Raw genomic sequence first — 19861 nt, 5'->3', positions numbered from 1 at the left:
GTATAAAGATATAATATAGTGGGTGTATTCACATAAATGTAATATGAAATCAATATAAAAATAAATTTTTTGAGGATAATGATTCCTTCTTATGCAATTAATTGGGGTTTTATTTTCTAAAATAGAATGTATGTATTGTATAACTTTGATATTCTGTTGATAATTAAGAAAATTAAAAAAGTTGATGATGTCTTATTAGGGTGTTATACTGACAGTGATAATTTTATAGTTTGCTAGGAGAGCTGGTGTTGCCAGCTGAGAGTAGGCCGTAAGCCTTTGATCCTTTTTATTACCTGATCTAGATTATGCTAGCGTAGGGAAGCAATTCGGACACTAACAATGAGTCCCCGTTTCTTTGCGTATAGAAACGGGGCTTTTTTATTTAAAAATTTCATATTGAAACCACTAGGGGTGCTTGATTTGCTGAGAGAGGAATAATCCTTAACCCTTACAACACCTGATCTAGGTAATACTAGCGAAGGGAAGTGGAACATCGAATAAATGTATAACTTTATTTGCTGTAACCACTTCTTATATATAGAAGTGGTTTTTTATTTAGATACATATATTGAAAGGGGATAGAGAAATGAAATTTTGCGATAGATTATTAGAAACTGTGCAACCGGTTTGGGAGATGAGTCATAATCATCCGTTTGTAGTGGGTATGAGAGATGGCACGTTAGAAAAAGATAAATTCCAGTATTATATTATTCAAGATTATTTATATCTGCTAGATTATGCAAAGTTATATGCGATTGGTGTTGTAAAAGCAACGAATCCACAAGTAATGGGAAAGTTCGCTGAACAAATTGATGGAATATTAAATGGCGAAATGACAATCCATAAACAATATGCAAAAAGACTTGGAATTTCTATAGAGGAGATAGAGTCTGCGAAACCATCTGCTAAAAATTTAGCTTATACAAATTACATGATGTCTGTATCTCAAAATGGCACACTTGCGGAATTAATAGCAGCGCTTCTTCCATGTATGTGGAGCTATTGGGAAATTGGAAAGCGTTTAAATGATATTCCTGGAGCAAGAGATCATGAGTTTTTTGGTGAGTGGATTCAAGGATATAGTTCGGAAGAATACGGTAATCTGTGTATTTGGTTAATAGATTTATTAAATGAAATGGCAGTGGGAAAGTCTGAGACAGAACTAGAAAGATTAGAGGAGATTTTCTTATATTCCAGTCGATTTGAATATTTATTCTGGGATATGTCCTATCGTAAGGAGATGTGGGGATTTGAGGAGCAAGAACATACTACAGTTTCATAATGTTTCTTTTCATTACGATGAGAAACCAATCATCCATGAATTAAATGCTTCTATACATGAGAAAGAGTTTGTCAGTATTATCGGACCGAGTGGATGTGGGAAAAGTACTTTATTTCGCCTTATTACAGGTCTAGAAAAGGTAAGTACTGGACAGATAGAACTGACAGAAACAAAGCACCATCCTGTAGGATATATGCCGCAAAAAGATATGCTTTTGCCGTGGAGAACAATTATTGAGAATGCTGCCCTGCCGCTAGAGTGCCAAGGTGTACAGAAGAAAGAAGCACAAGTAAAGGCAAAGGAACTGTTACATAAATTTGGTTTGCAAGGGTATGAGAAAAAATATCCGAAAGATTTATCTGGTGGTATGAGACAACGTGTATCTTTTATTCGAACTTTATTAACAGGCGGGGAAATATTGCTGTTAGATGAACCATTTAGTGCGTTGGATGCTTTAACGAAGACCTCTTTGCAAGAATGGTTGTTTGAACAATGGCAAGAGTGGGAAAAAACAATTTTATTCATTACTCATGATGTTGAAGAAGCGTTATTTCTTTCAAACCGAGTTTTAGTAGTGGAACAGCAGCCGATAACGACTTTGACTGAGCGGACTGTACCGCTTGATCATAACAGAACACGAAAAGATTTATATAAACCGGAAGTATTAGCGCTGAAAGATGAGCTTCTTAGTATGTTACAAAGGCAGGTACTTGTGTGATGAACCGATTGAAAGAATTAGTTCCTGCTATTACACTTTCTAGTATTTTACTAGCTGTGTGGGAAATAGGAGCAAGAATTGTAGATGAGATGTACATTTTACCGTCACCTTCTGCGATTGTAATGAAGATATGGAAACTAAAAGACATATTATTTACAGTTCATTTACCTGCAACGTTATACGTCGTTTTAATAGGTGTTGTTATCTCTATCGTATTAGGTGTAGGGCTAGCGATGTTAATGAATGCGAGTACATGGATGGAGAGAGCATTTTATCCATTATTAGTTGCTTCACAAACGATTCCGATTACTGCGCTTGCTCCGCTATTTGTTTTATGGTTTGGATACACAATTTGGAGTAAGGTTGTTGTCACAGTTTTAATTACGTTTTTCCCAATTGCGGTCAATACGTATGATGGACTGCGTAGTACGAAAAAAGAATGGGAGGAGCTCTTAGTTACATATGGAGCAACAAAAAGAGATATTTTTCTTAAATTAAAGTTGCCGTCTGCTCTTCCTTATTTTTTCTCAGCTTTAAAAATTGCAGTTCCGCTTAGTGTTATCGGAGCAGCAATTGGAGAATGGCTCGGTGCACAAGCTGGGCTTGGATATTTCAGTAAGAGAATGATGACGCAGTTAGATGGAGCTGGCGTATTTGCACCTATTGTATTGTTATCATTATTAGCTATTTTCTTCGTCGTAATTATTTCCATATTAGAAAAGAAATTCATTAGTTGGAGGAAGTATTCATGAAATTTTTAAAGCGCATCTTTGTGTTTACATTATTAATTGCAATAATTGCAGGATGTTCGAGTAATTCAGCATCAGACAAAAGTAAAAAAGAGAAAGAAATAACAGTTATGTTAGATTGGTATCCAAATGCGGTACATAGCTTTATCTATGCAGCAATTGAAAAAGGATACTTTAAAGAAGAAGGTGTAAAGGTAAATATTAAATTCCCTTCTAATCCGACTGATCCATTAACGCTGGCAGCAGCAGGGAAGGTGACAGTTGGCTTGTATTATCAGCCAGATGTTGTTATGGCGAGAGCGAATGAGCAAATTCCAGTGAAATCAATTGGGGCTGTCGTACGTTCACCATTAAATCATGTTGTATCACTGAAATCAGCGGGCATTCAATCACCGAAAGATTTAGAAGGAAAAACAGTAGGATACTCTGGAACACCATTAAGCGAGATGTATTTAAAAACGATGGTAAAAGAAGCTGGTGGTAATCCTGATACAGTGAAAGTAGTAGATGTTGGCTTTGATTTAGTACCAGCATTAATTACGAAGAAAGTAGATGCGGTAACAGGGGCATACATTAACCATGAAGTACCTGTTATGCGTCATGAAGGCCATGAACCAGCGTACTTTAATCCAGCTGATTACGGAGTACCAAACTATCATGAGCTTGTGTTTGTAACAGGTGATAAAACGTTGAAAAAAGATAAAGAAGCGTTGCAAGCTTTCTTACGCGGTACGAAAAAAGGCTATGATTTCATGAAGAAAAACCCAGATGAAGCATTGAATATTTTATTAAATCATCAAGAAAAAGAAAACTTCCCACTTGTGCCAGAAGTTGAAAAGGAAAGTATGAAAATTTTATTAGAGAAGATGGAAACGAAAGATGAGCCATTTTTATCAGATTCAAAAGAATCTTGGGAGAAACAAAATAAGTGGCTGAAGGACAAAGGAATGACGAAAGAAACCGTCCCAGCCGATGAACTATTCGAAAATATTTTAAAGTAGGCGAATGAATATGAAAAATGAGCTCCACGTAATCTCAAATGGCCATATGCCATTCGAAGAGTTAGTGAATGTAGCGATGCAAATTGAGAGTGAGATTGATTATTTGCATATTCGTGAGCGTGAGAAGAGTACGAAGGAATTATATGAAGGTGTGGAAAGTCTATTAATGGAGGGCTTTCCGGCTTCTAAAATTGTCATAAACGATCGAATTGATATTGCAATTTTATTAAATATACCTCGTGTTCAACTAGGATATCGAAGTACAGATGTAAAGTCAGTGAAAGAAAAGTTTTCGTATTTGCATGTCGGTTATTCTGTGCATTCGCTAGATGAAGCAATAGTAGCTTTTAAAAATGGAGCGGATTCACTCGTTTATGGCCATGTATTTCCGACAGATTGTAAAAAAGGTGTGCCAGCGAGAGGGCTTGAAGAAATTTCAGACATTGCAAGGTGTTTATCTATACCGATTACAGCAATTGGAGGAATTACCCCAGAAAACACAGTGGATGTTCTTACTAACGGTGTAAGTGGTATAGCAGTTATGTCTGGAATTGTAAGTAGTAGTAACCCGTATAGCAAAGCGAAATCTTATAAGGAATCAATAAGAAAGTGGGCGGAAAAACATGTGTGAGAAGTATGATGTAGCGATTATTGGTGGTGGTGTAATTGGCAGTTCAGTTGCACATTTTCTAGCAGAAAGAGGACATAAAGTAGCGATTGTGGAGAAGCAAAGTATTGCATCGGAAGCTTCCAAAGCAGCTGCTGGTTTACTTGGTGTTCAGGCAGAATGGGATGCGTATGATCCGCTATTTGAACTTGCTAGAGAAAGCCGAGCTATATTTCCACAACTTGCAGCAGTTTTACGTGAAAAGACGGGTATTGATATTGGATATGAAGAAAAAGGAATTTATCGTATTGCTCAAAATGAAGATGAGAAGGAAAGAATTCTTCACATTATGGATTGGCAGCAGAAAACAGGTGAAGATTCTTATTTTCTAACGGGAGACCATGTGCGGGAAAAAGAGCCATATCTATCCGAATCTATTATAGGAGCAGTATATTATCCGAAAGACGGTCATGTTATTGCACCAGAGCTTACGAAAGCATTCGCACATTCTGCGGCAATTTCCGGTGCTGATATATATGAACAGGCAGAAGTATTTGATATCCGTATTGAAAATAATAAAGTGACTGGAGTTATTACAAGTGAAGGTATTGTCACATGTGAGAAAGTCGTTATTGCAGGAGGTTCATGGAGCACGAAGTTACTAGGTTATTTTCACCGTGATTGGGGTACATATCCAGTTAAAGGAGAAGTGGTTGCGGTAAGAAGTAGAAAAAAACTTTTAAAAGCACCTATTTTTCAAGAAAGATTTTACATTACTCCAAAGCGCGGTGGACGTTACGTAATTGGGGCAACAATGAAGCCACATACGTTCAATAAAACTGTGCAGCCAGAAAGTATAACTTCTATATTAGAGCGTGCTTATACAATATTGCCAGCTTTAAAAGAAGCAGAATGGGAAAGCACGTGGGCAGGATTACGACCACAATCGAATCATGAAGCTCCTTATATGGGAGAGCATGAAGAAATAAAAGGTTTATATGCTTGCACGGGCCATTATCGAAACGGTATTTTATTAAGTCCTATTTCTGGTCAATATATGGCTGATTTAATAGAAGGAAAGCAAGAGAATCATTTGCTAGATTCATTGCTTTCTAGAAGCGTTTAGAAAGGGGATGGAAGTTTGAATTTAAAAATTAATGGTAACCAAATTGAAGTGCCAGCGAGTGTAAAAACAGTAGCTGAGCTACTTACACATTTAGAGTTAGATAACAGAATTGTTGTAGTAGAGCGTAATAAAGATATTTTACAAAAAGATGATCATACAGATACATCTGTTTTTGATGGAGACCAAATTGAGATTGTAACTTTCGTAGGAGGCGGTTGATTATGTTAAACATTGGACCATTTTCATTTCATTCTAGACTTTTATTAGGAACAGGTAAATTCCCTGATTTTGACGTACAGCAAAAGGCAATTGACGTTTCTGAAGCTGAAATTTTAACGTTTGCAGTACGTCGTATGGATATCTTTGATGCAAAGCAACCTAATTTATTAGAGAAACTTGATGTGAAAAAATATACGTTATTACCAAATACAGCAGGAGCAAAAAACGCTGAAGAGGCTGTTCGTATTGCAAAATTAGCAAAAGCCTCTGGGCTTTGTGACATGATAAAGGTAGAAGTTATTGGTGATGATAGAACGTTATTACCTGATCCGGTAGAAACGTTAAAGGCATCTGAAATGTTACTGGAAGAAGGATTTATCGTACTTCCGTATACATCTGATGATGTTGTATTAGCACGTAAATTACAAGAGCTTGGCGTGCATGCGATTATGCCAGGAGCATCTCCAATCGGATCAGGACTTGGTATTGTAAATCCATTAAATTTGAGCTTCATTATTGAACAAGCGACAGTACCAGTTATCGTTGATGCCGGTATTGGTAGCCCAGCTGATGCAGCATTTGCAATGGAATTAGGAGCAGATGGCGTGTTATTAAATACAGCTGTATCAGGAGCAAAAGATCCTATTAAAATGGCAAAAGCAATGAAATTAAGTATTGAAGCAGGCCGTTTAGGATTTGAAGCAGGTCGTATTGCACGTAAGCGTTGTGCAACTGCAAGTAGTCCTTTAGAAGGAATGAGCGTAGTTGAATAATCGATATTCTCGCCAAGAACTATTTTCTCCAATTGGAGAAGAAGGACAGCAAAAGATAAGAGAAAAGCATGTGCTTATTATCGGTGCAGGTGCATTAGGTAGTGCAAATGCAGAGATGTTTGTAAGAGCAGGTGTTGGCAAGATAACAATTGTTGACCGTGATTATGTAGATTGGAGTAATTTACAAAGACAACAATTGTATGCAGAGAGCGACGTAAAGAATAATCTTCCAAAAGCCATAGCGGCTAAAAAACGTTTAGAAGAGATTAATAGCGATGTAACAATAGAAGCTCTCGTTCAAGATGTAACAGCTGAAGAGCTAGAAGAACTTGTTATAAATGTTGATGTAATTATTGATGCGACTGATAATTTCGAAACGCGCTTTATTGTAAATGATATAGCACAAAAATATTCTATTCCATGGATTTACGGTGCATGTGTAGGTAGTTACGGTCTTTCTTACACAATCCTTCCTAGTAAAACACCATGTTTATCATGTTTATTACAGTCGATTCCGCTTGGCGGGGCAACATGTGATACAGCGGGTATTATATCACCTGCTGTATCTCTTGTCGTTTCTCATCAAGTAACAGAAGCTCTTAAACTGTTAGTAGAAGATTACGAATCACTTCGAGATGGGCTTGTATCGTTTGATATGTGGAAGAATGAGTATTCATGTATGAATGTGCAAAAGCTTCGCCAGCATAATTGTCCTTCATGCGGAGAGAATGCATTATATCCGTATTTAAATAAAGAGAACACATCAAAAACAGCAGTTTTATGCGGGCGAAATACAGTTCAAATTAGACCACCTCATAAAGATGAAATAAATTTTGAACAATATAAAGAGTTGTTGGAAGGTCGTGTGAATGATTTAAATATAAATCCATATTTACTATCATTTTCTATTGAAGACAAGAGGTTAGTCGCCTTTAAAGATGGCCGTGTGCTCGTACATGGAACGAAAGATATAAGCGAAGCAAAAACGATTTATCATCGCTATTTTGGATAGAAAAGGATGAGTGGGATGAAAGTGAATAAAGCTTTAACAATTGCAGGGTCTGATAGCGGCGGCGGTGCTGGAATTCAGGCAGATTTAAAAACATTCCAAGAGCTTGGTGTATACGGAATGACGGCTATTACGGCGATTACTGCTCAAAACACGCTTGGCGTTCAAGGGGTATATCCTGTTCCGTTAGAAGGTATTACAGAACAGTTGAATTCAATTGGTACGGATTTAACACCAGATGCAGTGAAACTAGGAATGTTATTTAGTAGTGAAATAATTCAAATTGTTGCAGAACAAATTAAAAAGTTTGGCTGGAATAATATTGTGCTAGATCCCGTTATGATTGCAAAAGGCGGTGCATCATTATTACAGCAAGAAGCAGTTCAAGCATTAAAAGAATATTTATTACCAGTAGCAACTGTCATAACACCGAATGTCCCAGAAGCAGAAGTGTTAACTGGGATGGAGATTCATAATGTTGAAGATAGTAAGGAAGCTGCAAAAGTATTGCATGAATTAGGTGCTAAATATGTGCTTATGAAGGGCGGACATGCAGAATATCAAGGGAATGAAGTAATTGATTTCCTCTTTGATGGAGAAAAATTTATTGAGTTTAGAAGCGAGCGAATTCCTTCAAAGCAAACGCATGGAAGTGGGTGTACATTTGCTTCAGCGGTTACAGCAGGACTTGCGAAAGGATACTCGATTGAAGATGCTGTTCAAGAAGCAAAACGATTTATTAGTATAGCAATTGAAGAGCCATTGAATATTGGTAGTGGCCATGGGCCGACGAATCATTTTGCATATAAAGTGAATAGAATGCGTGCATAGGTAAGTGAAAAGCCAGTTTTATAACTGGCTTTTTTTCTGTTTACTTTTTCAAAATACAGGAGTAATATATCAGCCAGAATACATTTTTTGTAAACGCTGAGTCCAATTATATGGAGCGGAGGAACCAATTTGTGCGTAGGCACTAGGGGTGAATCTTTCAAGTTTGAAAGTAGGGCTACTCTCAAAGTCCGAATCCGACAGCTAACTTCGTAAGCGTCTTGAGAGAGGACGGTGCCATGATGGATACATCACTTCATCGATCTGATTAGTATAGGAGAATATCAATCTATGTTTGATTTCTTTTATACTAAGGAGGATGAGGTACATGGAACTAACACTTATTTGTGTTGGAGAAGAAAGTAAGGTAGATAGTTTAAGAGATCTAGTATCATTTCAACATGAGTTAATTATTTTTACAGCAAATGAAGAGATAGCGGCTGAAGTTAGGAATTGTGGGTTTGATTGGACTTATAGCTGCAGTAAGGAGCAGGACTTTACTAGTATTTGTGAGTGTATTAAGAAGGTGATTTTACTAGGGGATGAGCTTTCAATCGTTAGTTTTTTCACAGAACACATTCGCTTTTCTTTTCAAGCACCTATTACTGTTGTTACAAGGAATAAACGATATCCAGCGAGGCTCTATGAAACAATTGGAGCTAAGTTTGTCGTGTTTACAAATTGTGATAATATTTCTTTTTTATTTTTTGAATAGGGCGGGGGAAGAAATGATGAAGGTACTATTACTTGGAGATATAGCAAATCGTTGGGCAGTATCGGTAGAGCGAGTTCAAGAATTGGTTCAGATCGATCCCCTTTTTCCAGGGCCGTATATTATATTACCATCAAAAGATGCTTTGTATTTAGAGGTGGATATTACCGAGTATGAGCAGCTACATGCAGAATTGACACAAGTTTATATTCGCGGGAGAAATTTACGTGCATTTTTACGAGGAGAATAAAGGTTGAATAAAAAGAGCGAATGCTGAGTGCAACAAGCTATGCACTTCATCTCATTCGCTCTTTTTATTTCATATTTAAAAGGTCATTTTTAAGAAAAGAGAAGAGAAATAAAGAAAATAGATGAAATAATAGTAATAATCTTCAATGTAAGCGTTTAAATGAATGTAAATATTATTATTTTCAGTAATTTACCCCTTTACAAGTGAAATATAGAGGAGTATATTTACTCTCATAAATCATTCATAAAATTTCCAAAAAAACCTAAAATCGCTGAGTTCCAGAAATGGAGCGGGGGAACCAATTTTGTGCATCGTCACTTGGGGTGAATCTTTCAGTTTTGAAAGTAGGGCTACTCTTTAGGCCCGAATCCGACAGCTAACCTCGTAAGCGTTTAGAGAGGAGGTTTACTTTTTGTTGTTCATTTTTTGAACACTGAGTAGAGCTCAGTGTTCTTTTTTAACATTTGAATGGTAAATTTTAACAAAAACAAAGCGAGGGATAGCTATGTTAGATGTTGTAATGGTCGGGATTTTTATTTTATTAGTTGCATCAATGGCAAGTCTTGCAAGTTGGTCAGATAAAGTTGTGAAAGAAGGAAAGCAATCATGATGATTGTCTTATCGGTTATTGTCGCAGCAATTACAGTGTATTTAGTGTATGCATTATTAAATCCAGAGAAGTTTTAATTAGGGGGAATCATTCATTATGATTTGGGTTGCAGTCATTATTACAATGCTCTTGTTTATTTTAGTAGCAAAGCCAACGGGGATTTATTTAGAAAAAGCTTTTCAAGGTAGCAAAAAGCTAGATAAAGTATTCGGGCCTTTTGAAAAAATTATTTTTAAAATTACGGGTGTAAAAGAATACAATCAAACGTGGAAACAGTACGCATTATCATTAGTTTTACTCAACGGATTTATGATTGTTATTGTATATTTCATTTTCAGATTACAAGGTGTATTGCCGCTAAATCCAGCGCATATTGAAGGAATGGAGCCTACGCTCGCTTTTAATACAGCAATTAGTTTTATGGCTGATACAAACTTACAGCATTATAGCGGTGAAAATGGCTTATCTTATTTATCACAATTAATCGGGATTACATTTTTAATGTTCGCAGCACCAGCAACGACATTGGCGCTCGTTATGGCTTTTATAAGAGGACTTGCTGGAAAAGAACTTGGTAACTTTTTCGTTGATTTTACGAGAGCGTTAACGAGAGTATTTCTTCCTATCGCTTTTATTACGGCGTTAATCTTTGTCGCTCTTGGTGTACCGCAAACGTTAGATGGGGCTGTTACAGCACATACGATTGAAGGTGCAAAGCAAAGTATATTACGCGGACCAGTTGCATCATTCGTGTCCATTAAGGAACTTGGAAATAACGGTGGTGGATTTTTCGGAGCAAACTCTACGCATCCTTTTGAAAATCCAGGGCAAATGAGTAATATTTTGCAAATGATGCTTATGATGTTATTACCAACTGCACTTCCGTTTACGTACGGACGAATGGTAGGAAATAAAAAGCAAGGTCGTATCCTTTTCGTATCACTATTCATGATGTTTTTACTAGGATTTATCACAATTACGACATCTGAATTACATGGAAATCCAGTATTAAATGAAATGGGTATCCAGCATGTACAAGGAAGTGCAGAAGGAAAAGAAGTGAGGTTCGGAACAGTATTTTCTTCCCTTTATGCGACAGTAACGACTGCTGCGGAAACAGGTGCTGTTAATACGATGCATGATACGTTAACACCAATTGGTGGTTTAGTACCACTCGTAAATATGATGTTAAATACAGTATATGGCGGCGTTGGAGCAGGCTTTGTGAACATTATTATGTATGCAATTATCGCGGTGTTTATATCTGGGTTAATGGTTGGACGGACACCAGAGTTTTTAGGTAAAAAGATTGAAGGTAAGGAAATGAAATTAATCGCGGTCACGATTTTATTTCATCCATTGCTCATTTTAGGCTTTTCGGCATTAGCTCTTTCAACAAATTTAGGGACGGATGCTATTTCTCATTCCGGTTTCCACGGTTTAACGCAAGTTGTATATGAGTATACATCGTCAGCTGCGAATAACGGATCTGGATTTGAAGGATTAGGAGATAATACACCGTTTTGGAATATTACGACTGGTTTAGTTATGTTTTTAGGACGTTACTTCAGTTTAATTACGATGCTAGCTGTGGCAGCTTCGTTGAAAGAAAAAACGGTAGTGCCAGAAACAGTCGGAACGTTCCGTACAGATAATAGTTTATTTGGTGGCATCTTCATCGGAACAATTGTAATTGTTGGTGCATTAACATTCTTCCCGATGTTAGTACTCGGACCAATTGCAGAATTTCTTACATTGAAGTAATGGAGGGTAAATGATGAGACCGGTAGTAGTAAAAGAAAAACAATTAAATGAGTCACAAATACATGCTGTAGAAGATGAAGTTAGACAAGCGAAAACGATGGATCGTGATATCGTAACACATGCGATGAAGCAATCCATTGCGAAATTGAATCCGAAAGTCATGATAAAGAATCCGATTATGTTCGTTGTGGAAATTGGATTTATCATTACGTTCATTTTATCTTTTCTTCCAAGTAGTTCTAGTAGTATACCAGGTTGGTTTAATATAACAGTTTCTCTCATTCTATTATTTACAGTTTTATTTGCGAATTTTGCAGAAGCATTAGCAGAAGGTCGTGGTAAAGCGCAAGCCGATTCTTTAAAGCAGTCGAAGAAAGATGTGTTTGCAAATGTTGTAAAAGAAAATGGAGACATTGTCCAAGTTTCAGCAACTGATCTTACAAAAGGTGACGTTGTTATCGTAAAACAAGGAGAAATGATTCCGAATGATGGCGAAGTAATCAAAGGATTAGCATCTGTAGATGAATCTGCAATTACAGGGGAATCAGCTCCTGTTATAAAAGAAGCAGGCGGTGATTTTTGTTCCGTAACAGGTGGAACGATGGTCGTAAGTGATGAAATTACAATTGTCATTACGAGTAATCCTGGTGAATCATTTATAGACAAAATGATTTCTTTAGTAGAAGGAGCTGCTCGTCAAAAAACGCCGAATGAGATTGCTTTAAATACAGTATTAACGAGCTTAACTCTTATTTTCTTGATCGTCGTTGTGACGTTGCCGATTTTTACAAATTATTTAGGGTTTCAAATTGATACTGCTGTGCTAGTTGCATTATTAGTTTGTTTAATTCCAACGACAATTGGTGGGCTATTATCGGCAATTGGTATTGCTGGGATGGACCGTGTGACAAAGTTTAACGTGTTAGCGATGTCGGGGAAAGCAGTAGAAGCTGCTGGCGATATTAATACAATTATTTTAGATAAAACAGGTACAATTACTTTTGGGAACCGGATGGCTCATACATTATTGCCTGTAGGAAATGAAACGATTGAGCAAGTTGGAAAGTGGGCCGCTATTAGTTCTGTTTTAGATGAAACACCAGAAGGTCGATCTGTTATCGAGTATGTGCAGGGAAAATCTATATCATACAATAGAGAACTTGCAGAACAAGGTGAGTTTGTTCCGTTTAAAGCAGAAACGAGAATGAGTGGTGTTGATTTACAAGACGGAACGAAAGTGAGAAAAGGTGCTGTAGGTGCCGTTATTGAATGGGTTGAGTCACAAGGCGGAATAATTCCGAAAGATGTAAATCAAAAAGCAGACTTAATTTCAAAAGAGGGTGGAACACCACTTGTAGTTGCAGTAGATAATCGTATTTACGGTTTAATTTATTTAAAGGATACAGTAAAACCGGGTATGCGTGAGCGTTTTGAACAGTTACGCCAAATGGGGATTAAAACGGTTATGTGTACAGGTGATAATCCGTTAACGGCAGCAACGATTGCAAAAGAAGCTGGAGTAGATGAATTCGTTGCCGAGTGTAAACCGGAAGATAAAATTGCTGTTATTAAAGCAGAGCAAGATAAAGGGAAACTTGTAGCGATGACAGGTGATGGTACAAATGATGCTCCAGCATTAGCACAGGCGGACGTTGGATTAGCGATGAACAGTGGTACGACAGCAGCGAAAGAAGCGGCTAACATGATTGATCTAGACTCGAATCCAACGAAAATTATTGAGGTTGTAGGAATCGGTAAGCAATTGTTAATGACACGAGGTGCTTTAACGACGTTTAGTATTGCGAATGATATAGCGAAATATTTTGCAATCATTCCAGCAATGTTTACACTTGCGATTCCGCAAATGGAGGCATTGAACATTATGAAATTAACATCACCACTGTCAGCGATTTTATCAGCATTAATATTTAACGCTGTTATTATTCCATTACTCATTCCGTTAGCGATGAAAGGTATTGCATATAAACCGATGAGTTCTAATGCATTGCTTAGCCGAAACTTACTTATTTATGGGCTTGGCGGAGTTATCGTTCCGTTCATTGGAATTAAGGTAATTGATATGATTGTCGGCTTGTTCATATAAGGAAGAGGGGAAAAAGATGGAGAAGAAACAAAGTATGCTATCACCAATTATCCGTATTACTTTTACATTTCTAGTGTTGTGTGGACTTGTATACCCACTTATTGTTACTGGTATTGCACAAGCAGTGATGAAGGATAATGCGGATGGAAGTCTAATATATAATGATAAAAATGAAGTGATTGGTTCTAAATTAATTGGTCAAAACTTCACGGATCCACGTTATTTTCAAGGGCGTGTTTCTAGTATTGAATATAAGGCTGAAGCATCTGGTTCAAATAACTATGCACCATCTAATCCAGATTTAGCAAAGCGAGTAGAGAAAAGTATTGCGGACTGGAAGGAAAAAAATCCAGCTGTTCCAGTTACAGAAGTACCGATAGATTTAGTGACAAATTCAGGTTCAGGGCTTGATCCTGATATTAGTCCAAAGGCGGCCTCGGTGCAGGTGGATCGCATCTCGAAATTAACGAATATTCCGAAAGAAAAACTTAATCAATTGATTAAGGATCAAACGGAAGGCGCTGCACTCGGCTTGTTTGGAGAAGATCGTGTGAACGTCTTAAAATTAAATTTAGAGTTACAGAAATTAATAAAATAGCAACAGTGCTACCTCAATCTAAAGGATTGAGGTAGCGTTGTTTCGAATGAAAGGTAGTGTTTATTTTGTATGCAGATGATTATGAACCGAAGTTCCAAAGGCGAACGCCAGAGGAATATTTAGAATATATTCGTCAGCAAAATCGCGGAAAGTTAAAGTTATATGTAGGAGCAGCTCCAGGCGTAGGAAAAAGTTATAAAATGCTCTTTGATGCAAGGGAAATGAAAAAAGATGGAATTGATATTGTAATTGGTTTAATTGAAACGCATGGAAGAAAAGAGACGGAAGAAGCAATTGCTGATTTAGAAAAAGTTCCTTTGAAAGAAATCCAGTATAAAGGAAAGGTATTTTATGAGCTTGATGTGGAAGGAATAAAAAAACGCGCGCCGCAAGTAGTCGTAGTGGATGAACTTGCGCATAGTAATGTTCCTGGTTCTAAACATAAGAAACGTTATATGGATGTGCAGGAATTGTTAGAGGCTGGTATATCGGTATTATCAGCGTTTAACATTCAACATTTAGAAAGCGTTCATGATATCGTAGCTCAAATTACGAATGTAAAAGTACGAGAACGTATTCCAGATTTTATTTTGCAAAAAGCAAATGAAATTCAGCTCGTTGATGCAACGCCCGAGGTATTAAGGAAGAGACTAATAGACGGAAAGATATATAAAGAAGAAAAAATTCAGCAAAGTTTACAAAATTTCTTTACACTTAATAATTTAGGAGCACTTAGGGAATTATCACTTCGCGAGGTTGCCGATGATATGGACGAGAAAATTAGCCAAACAGTAATAGAACCAATTGGCGTAAAAGAAAAAATTCTTGTTTGTGTACAATACAGTTCAACAGCGGAGAAATTAATAAGACGGGGATGGCGCATGGCTGATCGATTAAATGCTGAATTGTACGTATTAAACGTTGAGAGGGAAAATATAGATTCTATTTCAGCTGGAAAAAAGCAGACGATTGAAGAGTGGAAATCGTTAACCAATCAATTTGATGCGAGTTTTGTATTAGAAGAGGCGAAAGGGAGAAAACCAGCGGATGTTATTATTGAAGTCGCAAGAAGATTACAAGTGACGCAAATTTTACTTGGACAATCTGCAAGAACAAGGTGGGAAGAAATACGAAAAGGCTCTATTGTAAATGAAATTATGAGACAAACAAAGTATATTGATATTCATATTGTTGCGGATCAAAGAGGGTAAAATAGAGCCGACATTTTGGGGGCTCTATTTTAATTTTTGTACAGCATGAAAACTTAGCATTTTCATTGCATATAAGATTACAAGTAAAAACATAATTGCGCCTAGGAAGAAAATCCAAAAGTAATTTTGGTTAAATAAAAGAAATCCACCTATAAGTGGCCCTGTACCCATACCAAGATAGCGGATGAAGTTGTATATACCGATAGCTGTTGCACGTTCTTGTACGAATTCTTCTGTTAATAAAGTAGTGTGAGTTGGCATAGAAAGTCCCATACTACAACCGCACAAAGATGTAACGATAATGATGAATGGGATATTGATGTTATATGTGAAAGAGAATAAAAAGACACATATAATATTGAAGAAACTCGTAATAAATAAAGTTGGCTTTGTTGTGAGGCGTTTTTGCAAAAACTTGTAGCAAAAACTTCCTAGCATGATAGAAAGAGACATTGGCACAAACATAAGACCAATTTCATTTGCAGCTAAATGAAATGAATTTGCTAAAATGCTCGGTAAAAAAACGAGAAAGCAAAAGTAAATACAAAATTGAATGAAGCCAATAAGAGTAATAGAAAATCCAGTTTTATTTTTTAAGATAAGAGAGTAATTCTTTTGTGCTTTAGAACGCTTAATTACATTTGGCTTTGTTTCTGGAAGTAGTGAAATGTTTATAATTAATAAGATAATGCCAAGTGTAAATAAAAAGAGAAATACAGATAAGTGACCATGTATACTGCCAAGATAACCACCTATGAGTGGAGCCATTGCAGGTGCGAGGGCAAGTAACATTTGGTATAGGCTCATCGCTTCTCCGCGTTCTTTTCCTTCAAATAAATCGCCGATAATCGTTGCTGAAACTACAGGTATAGCCGCTATTCCTATAGCTTGAACAGCTCTAAAAAAGAGAAATAAATAAATGTTTGCCGAAAAAGCACATCCGATTGAACCAATTGTACTAATGACTAAACTAGGAATAAGGACAGATTTTCTTCCTTTTGTATCAATTAAAGGTCCATATACGAGCTGCATAATTGCAAGAACGAATGTGAAAAGTGAAACTGTTACATTTACAAGATAAAGAGAAGTGTGAAAAGAATTTTGAATCATCGGTAAGATAGGTGTGTAAATATTTTGCGCGAAGGAACCGAATAAGGCACTAATACAGACAACATATAAAATAAGAGTTAGTTTAGATTTTTTCATCATGTTAACCTCCTTGTTATTTAGTTTCCTTGGAAACTAAATTTATTTTAACATGATTTTCTTACTTGTAAAGATGAAAAAATGGTTTTAAAATGGTATATAGTTAAATTGTTTCTTTGGAAACTTAGGAGGCGAACGGATTGAAGCATGCAACGAAGCAAATGGAAATACTTTCGGACATTCGTACACTTTTGCATAAAAAAGAAGAATATTTAAAACGACAAAATGAGAAGTTTCTTCGTGAGACAGGCGTAAGTAGTATGTCTTTATCTGAGTTACATGTAATCGAATGTATCGGAAAAAATGGTTTGATGAATGTAACGGCAATTACGACAGAAATGGGCATGACGAAGGGAGCAATCTCTAAAATTTGTACAAAGTTGTTTCAAAAGCAATTCGTTGAGAAGATGCAAATGTTAGATAACCAAAAAGAAATCTTCTTCAGCTTAACGGAGAGTGGGAATGAAATATATAAAGCTCATGAAAAATTGCATAAGCAAGCTGAAGAAAAGTGGTTGTTACTTTTAGATGGATATACGAAAGAAGAGCAAGACTTTATTCAAAGGTTTATAAAGGATGTCTCCGATCATTTGGAAATATAATTGGAAGAAAAAACTCCTTTTTCTCAAGTCTTTTAAATATAATTTCTGAAAGAACTCATATATAATAGAAAAAGATACTTAACATGGTGAATAATTAAAGAGTCAATATATATAGAGGAGAGAGTAACATGCTTGAAAATACGGGGTTAGTATTAGAAGGCGGCGGTATGCGTGGTGTGTACACGGGCGGGATATTAGAATACTTTATGGAACAAGATTTATATTTTCCATATGTAATCGGTGTATCAGCTGGTGCTTGTCATGCAGCGTCGTATCTTTCCAGACAAAGAAATAGAAATAAAACGGTCAATATTGATTATGCATCACATCCGAAATATTTATCGTATAAAAACTTATGGAGAAAACGTCAGCTATTTGATATGGATTTCATTTTTCATGAAATTCCGGAAAAGTATGTGCCGTTTGATTTTGAAACATACTTTAATAGCCCGGAACGTTTCCTTGTAGGAACGACGGATTGTGAAACAGGGCAATCTGTTTATTTTGAAAAAGAAGGAACGAATGATGATGCGCTAAATTTATTACAAGCGTCTAGTTCATTGCCTTTCATTGCACCGGTAGTAAATTATCGCGGTAAACAACTGTTAGATGGCGGGATTTCTGATCCAATTCCAGTTCGTAAAGCGCAAGAGGATGGATTTAAAAAATCAGTCGTTATTTTAACGAGAAATCATGGCTACGCGAAGAAAAAATCAAGGTTTGGATGGGTTGCAGCGAAAGCTTATAAAAAATATCCGAACCTTGTTAACACGATGCTAAATCGTTATGAAGTGTATAATGAAACACTTCACTACATTGAAAAAGAAGAACAAGCTGGGAATTTATTTGTTATTCGTCCAGAAGTGCCGCTTCAAGTAGATCGTATGGAAAAAGATACAGCAAAACTACAAAATTTATACGAGCAAGGCTATGAAGACGCAAAGAGACAATTTGCAGATTTAAAGGCGTTCTTGCAAAAATAAGTATTAGGCTGCGGAGATGGAGTTCTCTGCAGCCTTTTTTTGTATTGCTTGCTTATCCGTTACTTTTTAAAAATGTATGAATGTTTAAGTGTTTAAAGAGTTTGTAAAACATCGGGGGTTCTTGTTGAGGAGAATTTATTTGAAGGATATTATGATGATGTAGCGCTACTAAACTATTAAATTTATGAGGTGATTGTTAATGAAAGGAAAAGTTTTTTCAATTACGACTTTAGTATTATTAGCAACATCAATCTCAACAAGTGCATTCTATCCAACTCTAAGCGGTCACAAAAGCGGTAACCTACTATCTTACAGAGCTCAAACTACTACGAATCAAAATGCATCTCGTTGTTCAGTAGCAATTTCTTTTATTAAATCAAATGGAAATAATTCATATATTGAAAGCGCTTCAGACAAATTAGGATCCCATGAATCTGGAAGAGCATTAAACGCAACTGTGAGTAATGGTGCATATAACGCCTTTGGTGCAAAAGGACTATACTCGGAGCATTATGCAAATGAGAATAATGACTATCAAGAAGATACACACAAAGGTACTTTTGATAGTAATGGTAACTTACGATTACAGTGGTAAAAAGCATTAAACAGTTGTCTTTATAAATATTTAGATAAGGGGAAGGGGATGTTCATCATCTCCTTCTTATTTAAAAGGAGCACAGACATGTACCTAGCTTTTAAAAATATAAAAAGCAATAAACTGTTTTTCTTAATTCTCCTTATGTCATTTTTTATTTCTTTTCTTTCTATATCAATAGCCGCACTTTTAACAGAGTCTAAACGAAACTTTATATCGGCTTTTCAAATCGGTTTTCCAGAGAAGAACCAAGTTTTAACTGTTCCGATAGCGAATGCAACTGAATTGGAAGAGATAATTCCTTTCATACAAGATACTTTTGTTAAAAGTGATATTTATGTAGAGCATTTAAAAGCATTAAATAGTTCAGGGGCAACAAAGATCATAGCTGTGAATTTAAAAGATGATTATTATTGGAAGCCATATATTTCTGAAGGACAATATTTTCATCGTGAAAATGTAAACGATATGGTTGTTGGCGATCAAACGAATGTAGAGGAGTTATATGAATTTGATGATACATATAAAAAAATAGGAACTATATCAAGAAAAGACAGTGACGTCGGTGTAGCAGGCATATACGTTCCACTTCAAAACTTACCTACTATATCTAAAAAAGGTATTATTGAGAGTAAACAATTACAATTAACAGTTGTTAATCCTACATCATCTATTCATAACGAAATAAAAAAGTTTATGGGTAGGAGTAAAGAAGTGCTTTCGGGAGATGTTCAAATGCTGAATGAACGAGATCTTCAAGAACTACATGTGACACATATAGATCCAGCAAATAAGTATTATTATAAATTTATTCTTGTTGCAATTGTTTCTGGCATTTCTGCGGTTTTATTTTGGATTTATAAAAAAGAAAGAGAGATTTCATTAAAAAAAGCAGTAGGTGCTTCTAATATATC

Annotated in this window: 23 protein-coding genes and 4 riboswitches; of the genes, 22 read left to right on the top strand and 1 reads right to left on the bottom strand. The window is 36.2% G+C overall.

All coding sequences use genetic code 11. From position 1 onward, the window contains the following. Positions 1–225: 225 nt before the first annotated feature. A riboswitch (TPP riboswitch) is annotated at positions 226–337 on the top strand. A gap of 60 nt (positions 338–397) precedes the next feature. Beyond that, positions 398–501: riboswitch (TPP riboswitch) on the top strand. Positions 502–586: 85 nt separating this feature from the next. The 18 genes from tenA (at position 587) to kdpDN (ending at position 15561) form a co-directional block, all read left to right on the top strand. Next, positions 587–1282: a thiaminase II gene (gene tenA / locus ABWK52_RS14740; protein WP_098542378.1), complete on the top strand. Its 696-nt coding sequence runs from the start codon at positions 587–589 to the stop codon at positions 1280–1282. Then, entirely contained in the window at positions 1251–2000 is a 750-nt protein-coding gene (locus tag ABWK52_RS14735) for an ABC transporter ATP-binding protein (protein ID WP_001256793.1), read from the top strand. Before tenA ends, ABWK52_RS14735 begins: the two co-directional genes overlap by 32 nt. Continuing rightward, positions 2000–2752 (top strand): ABC transporter permease, encoded by a 753-nt coding sequence (locus tag ABWK52_RS14730; protein ID WP_001080856.1) that lies wholly within the window; start codon positions 2000–2002, stop codon positions 2750–2752. Before ABWK52_RS14735 ends, ABWK52_RS14730 begins: the two co-directional genes overlap by 1 nt. After that, positions 2749–3750, top strand: a complete 1002-nt coding sequence (locus tag ABWK52_RS14725) for an ABC transporter substrate-binding protein (protein WP_000670416.1) — start codon at positions 2749–2751, stop codon at positions 3748–3750. Before ABWK52_RS14730 ends, ABWK52_RS14725 begins: the two co-directional genes overlap by 4 nt. A 10-nt stretch (positions 3751–3760) precedes the next feature. Continuing rightward, the gene (gene tenI / locus ABWK52_RS14720) at positions 3761–4381 is read left to right on the top strand and encodes a thiazole tautomerase TenI (RefSeq protein ID WP_000787170.1); all 621 of its coding nucleotides are present in this window, start codon (positions 3761–3763) and stop codon (positions 4379–4381) included. Next, positions 4374–5483: a glycine oxidase ThiO gene (thiO, locus tag ABWK52_RS14715; protein WP_097797231.1), complete on the top strand. Its 1110-nt coding sequence runs from the start codon at positions 4374–4376 to the stop codon at positions 5481–5483. The genes tenI and thiO overlap by 8 nt, the downstream gene beginning before the upstream one ends. 15 nt (positions 5484–5498) lie before the next feature. Beyond that, complete coding sequence (thiS, locus tag ABWK52_RS14710; protein WP_001049502.1) at positions 5499–5702, top strand: sulfur carrier protein ThiS; 204 nt, start codon at positions 5499–5501, stop codon at positions 5700–5702. A gap of 2 nt (positions 5703–5704) precedes the next feature. Next, positions 5705–6475, top strand: a complete 771-nt coding sequence (gene thiG, locus ABWK52_RS14705) for a thiazole synthase (RefSeq protein ID WP_016117182.1) — start codon at positions 5705–5707, stop codon at positions 6473–6475. Continuing rightward, positions 6468–7487 (top strand): thiazole biosynthesis adenylyltransferase ThiF, encoded by a 1020-nt coding sequence (gene thiF / locus ABWK52_RS14700; RefSeq protein ID WP_097797232.1) that lies wholly within the window; start codon positions 6468–6470, stop codon positions 7485–7487. Before thiG ends, thiF begins: the two co-directional genes overlap by 8 nt. 15 nt (positions 7488–7502) lie before the next feature. Beyond that, positions 7503–8315, top strand: coding sequence for a bifunctional hydroxymethylpyrimidine kinase/phosphomethylpyrimidine kinase (gene thiD / locus ABWK52_RS14695; protein WP_000867378.1), 813 nt, complete (start codon positions 7503–7505; stop codon positions 8313–8315). Between the two features lie 84 nt (positions 8316–8399). Beyond that, positions 8400–8547: riboswitch (cyclic di-AMP (ydaO/yuaA leader) on the top strand. A 93-nt stretch (positions 8548–8640) separates the two neighbouring features. Beyond that, a complete protein-coding gene (locus ABWK52_RS14690) occupies positions 8641–9027 on the top strand; it encodes a hypothetical protein (protein WP_118414074.1) in 387 nt (128 codons plus the stop codon). A gap of 13 nt (positions 9028–9040) precedes the next feature. Next, entirely contained in the window at positions 9041–9274 is a 234-nt protein-coding gene (locus ABWK52_RS14685) for a hypothetical protein (protein ID WP_001985933.1), read from the top strand. 259 nt (positions 9275–9533) lie between these two features. Further along, positions 9534–9679, top strand: a riboswitch (cyclic di-AMP (ydaO/yuaA leader). Positions 9680–9779: 100 nt separating this feature from the next. Then, entirely contained in the window at positions 9780–9884 is a 105-nt protein-coding gene (locus ABWK52_RS14680; protein ID WP_000887894.1) for a SipW-dependent-type signal peptide-containing protein, read from the top strand. Beyond that, positions 9881–9961, top strand: a complete 81-nt coding sequence (gene kdpF / locus ABWK52_RS14675) for a K(+)-transporting ATPase subunit F (RefSeq protein WP_000973728.1) — start codon at positions 9881–9883, stop codon at positions 9959–9961. Before ABWK52_RS14680 ends, kdpF begins: the two co-directional genes overlap by 4 nt. Before the next feature lie 19 nt (positions 9962–9980). Further along, positions 9981–11648 carry a potassium-transporting ATPase subunit KdpA gene (gene kdpA, locus ABWK52_RS14670; RefSeq protein ID WP_000638322.1) on the top strand — a complete coding sequence of 556 codons (1668 nt, stop codon included), beginning with the start codon at positions 9981–9983 and terminating at the stop codon, positions 11646–11648. A gap of 13 nt (positions 11649–11661) precedes the next feature. Further along, entirely contained in the window at positions 11662–13752 is a 2091-nt protein-coding gene (kdpB, locus tag ABWK52_RS14665; protein ID WP_001247992.1) for a potassium-transporting ATPase subunit KdpB, read from the top strand. A 16-nt stretch (positions 13753–13768) separates the two neighbouring features. After that, entirely contained in the window at positions 13769–14350 is a 582-nt protein-coding gene (gene kdpC, locus ABWK52_RS14660; RefSeq protein ID WP_000412616.1) for a K(+)-transporting ATPase subunit C, read from the top strand. Between the two features lie 56 nt (positions 14351–14406). Then, the gene (gene kdpDN, locus ABWK52_RS14655) at positions 14407–15561 is read left to right on the top strand and encodes a KdpD-like non-kinase potassium sensor (protein WP_002060772.1); all 1155 of its coding nucleotides are present in this window, start codon (positions 14407–14409) and stop codon (positions 15559–15561) included. A gap of 24 nt (positions 15562–15585) precedes the next feature. Here kdpDN and ABWK52_RS14650 read toward each other — a convergent pair whose 3' ends face one another. Further along, on the bottom strand, positions 15586–16767 hold the full coding sequence (locus ABWK52_RS14650; protein ID WP_098542377.1) for an MFS transporter: 1182 nt from the start codon (positions 16765–16767) through the stop codon (positions 15586–15588). 140 nt (positions 16768–16907) lie between these two features. Here ABWK52_RS14650 and ABWK52_RS14645 point away from each other — a divergent pair, with 140 nt between their 5' ends. The 4 genes from ABWK52_RS14645 to ABWK52_RS14630 all read left to right on the top strand — a co-directional run. Then, a complete protein-coding gene (locus ABWK52_RS14645; RefSeq protein ID WP_000679683.1) occupies positions 16908–17369 on the top strand; it encodes a MarR family transcriptional regulator in 462 nt (153 codons plus the stop codon). Positions 17370–17497: 128 nt separating this feature from the next. Then, on the top strand, positions 17498–18352 hold the full coding sequence (locus ABWK52_RS14640; protein ID WP_000892691.1) for a patatin-like phospholipase family protein: 855 nt from the start codon (positions 17498–17500) through the stop codon (positions 18350–18352). Between the two features lie 199 nt (positions 18353–18551). Beyond that, entirely contained in the window at positions 18552–18947 is a 396-nt protein-coding gene (locus ABWK52_RS14635) for a hypothetical protein (protein ID WP_000676983.1), read from the top strand. 87 nt (positions 18948–19034) lie between these two features. Next, the coding region (locus ABWK52_RS14630) for an ABC transporter permease (protein WP_353771969.1) at positions 19035–19861 on the top strand (827 nt) is incomplete at its 3' end.

Origin of the sequence: Bacillus sp. AP50, from assembly GCF_040492675.1 — a bacterium.
Classification (GTDB): domain Bacteria; phylum Bacillota; class Bacilli; order Bacillales; family Bacillaceae_G; genus Bacillus_A; species Bacillus_A cereus.
The sequence above is the reverse complement of the archived record's forward strand: the minus strand, read 5'-3'. Positions and strand labels throughout refer to the sequence as shown.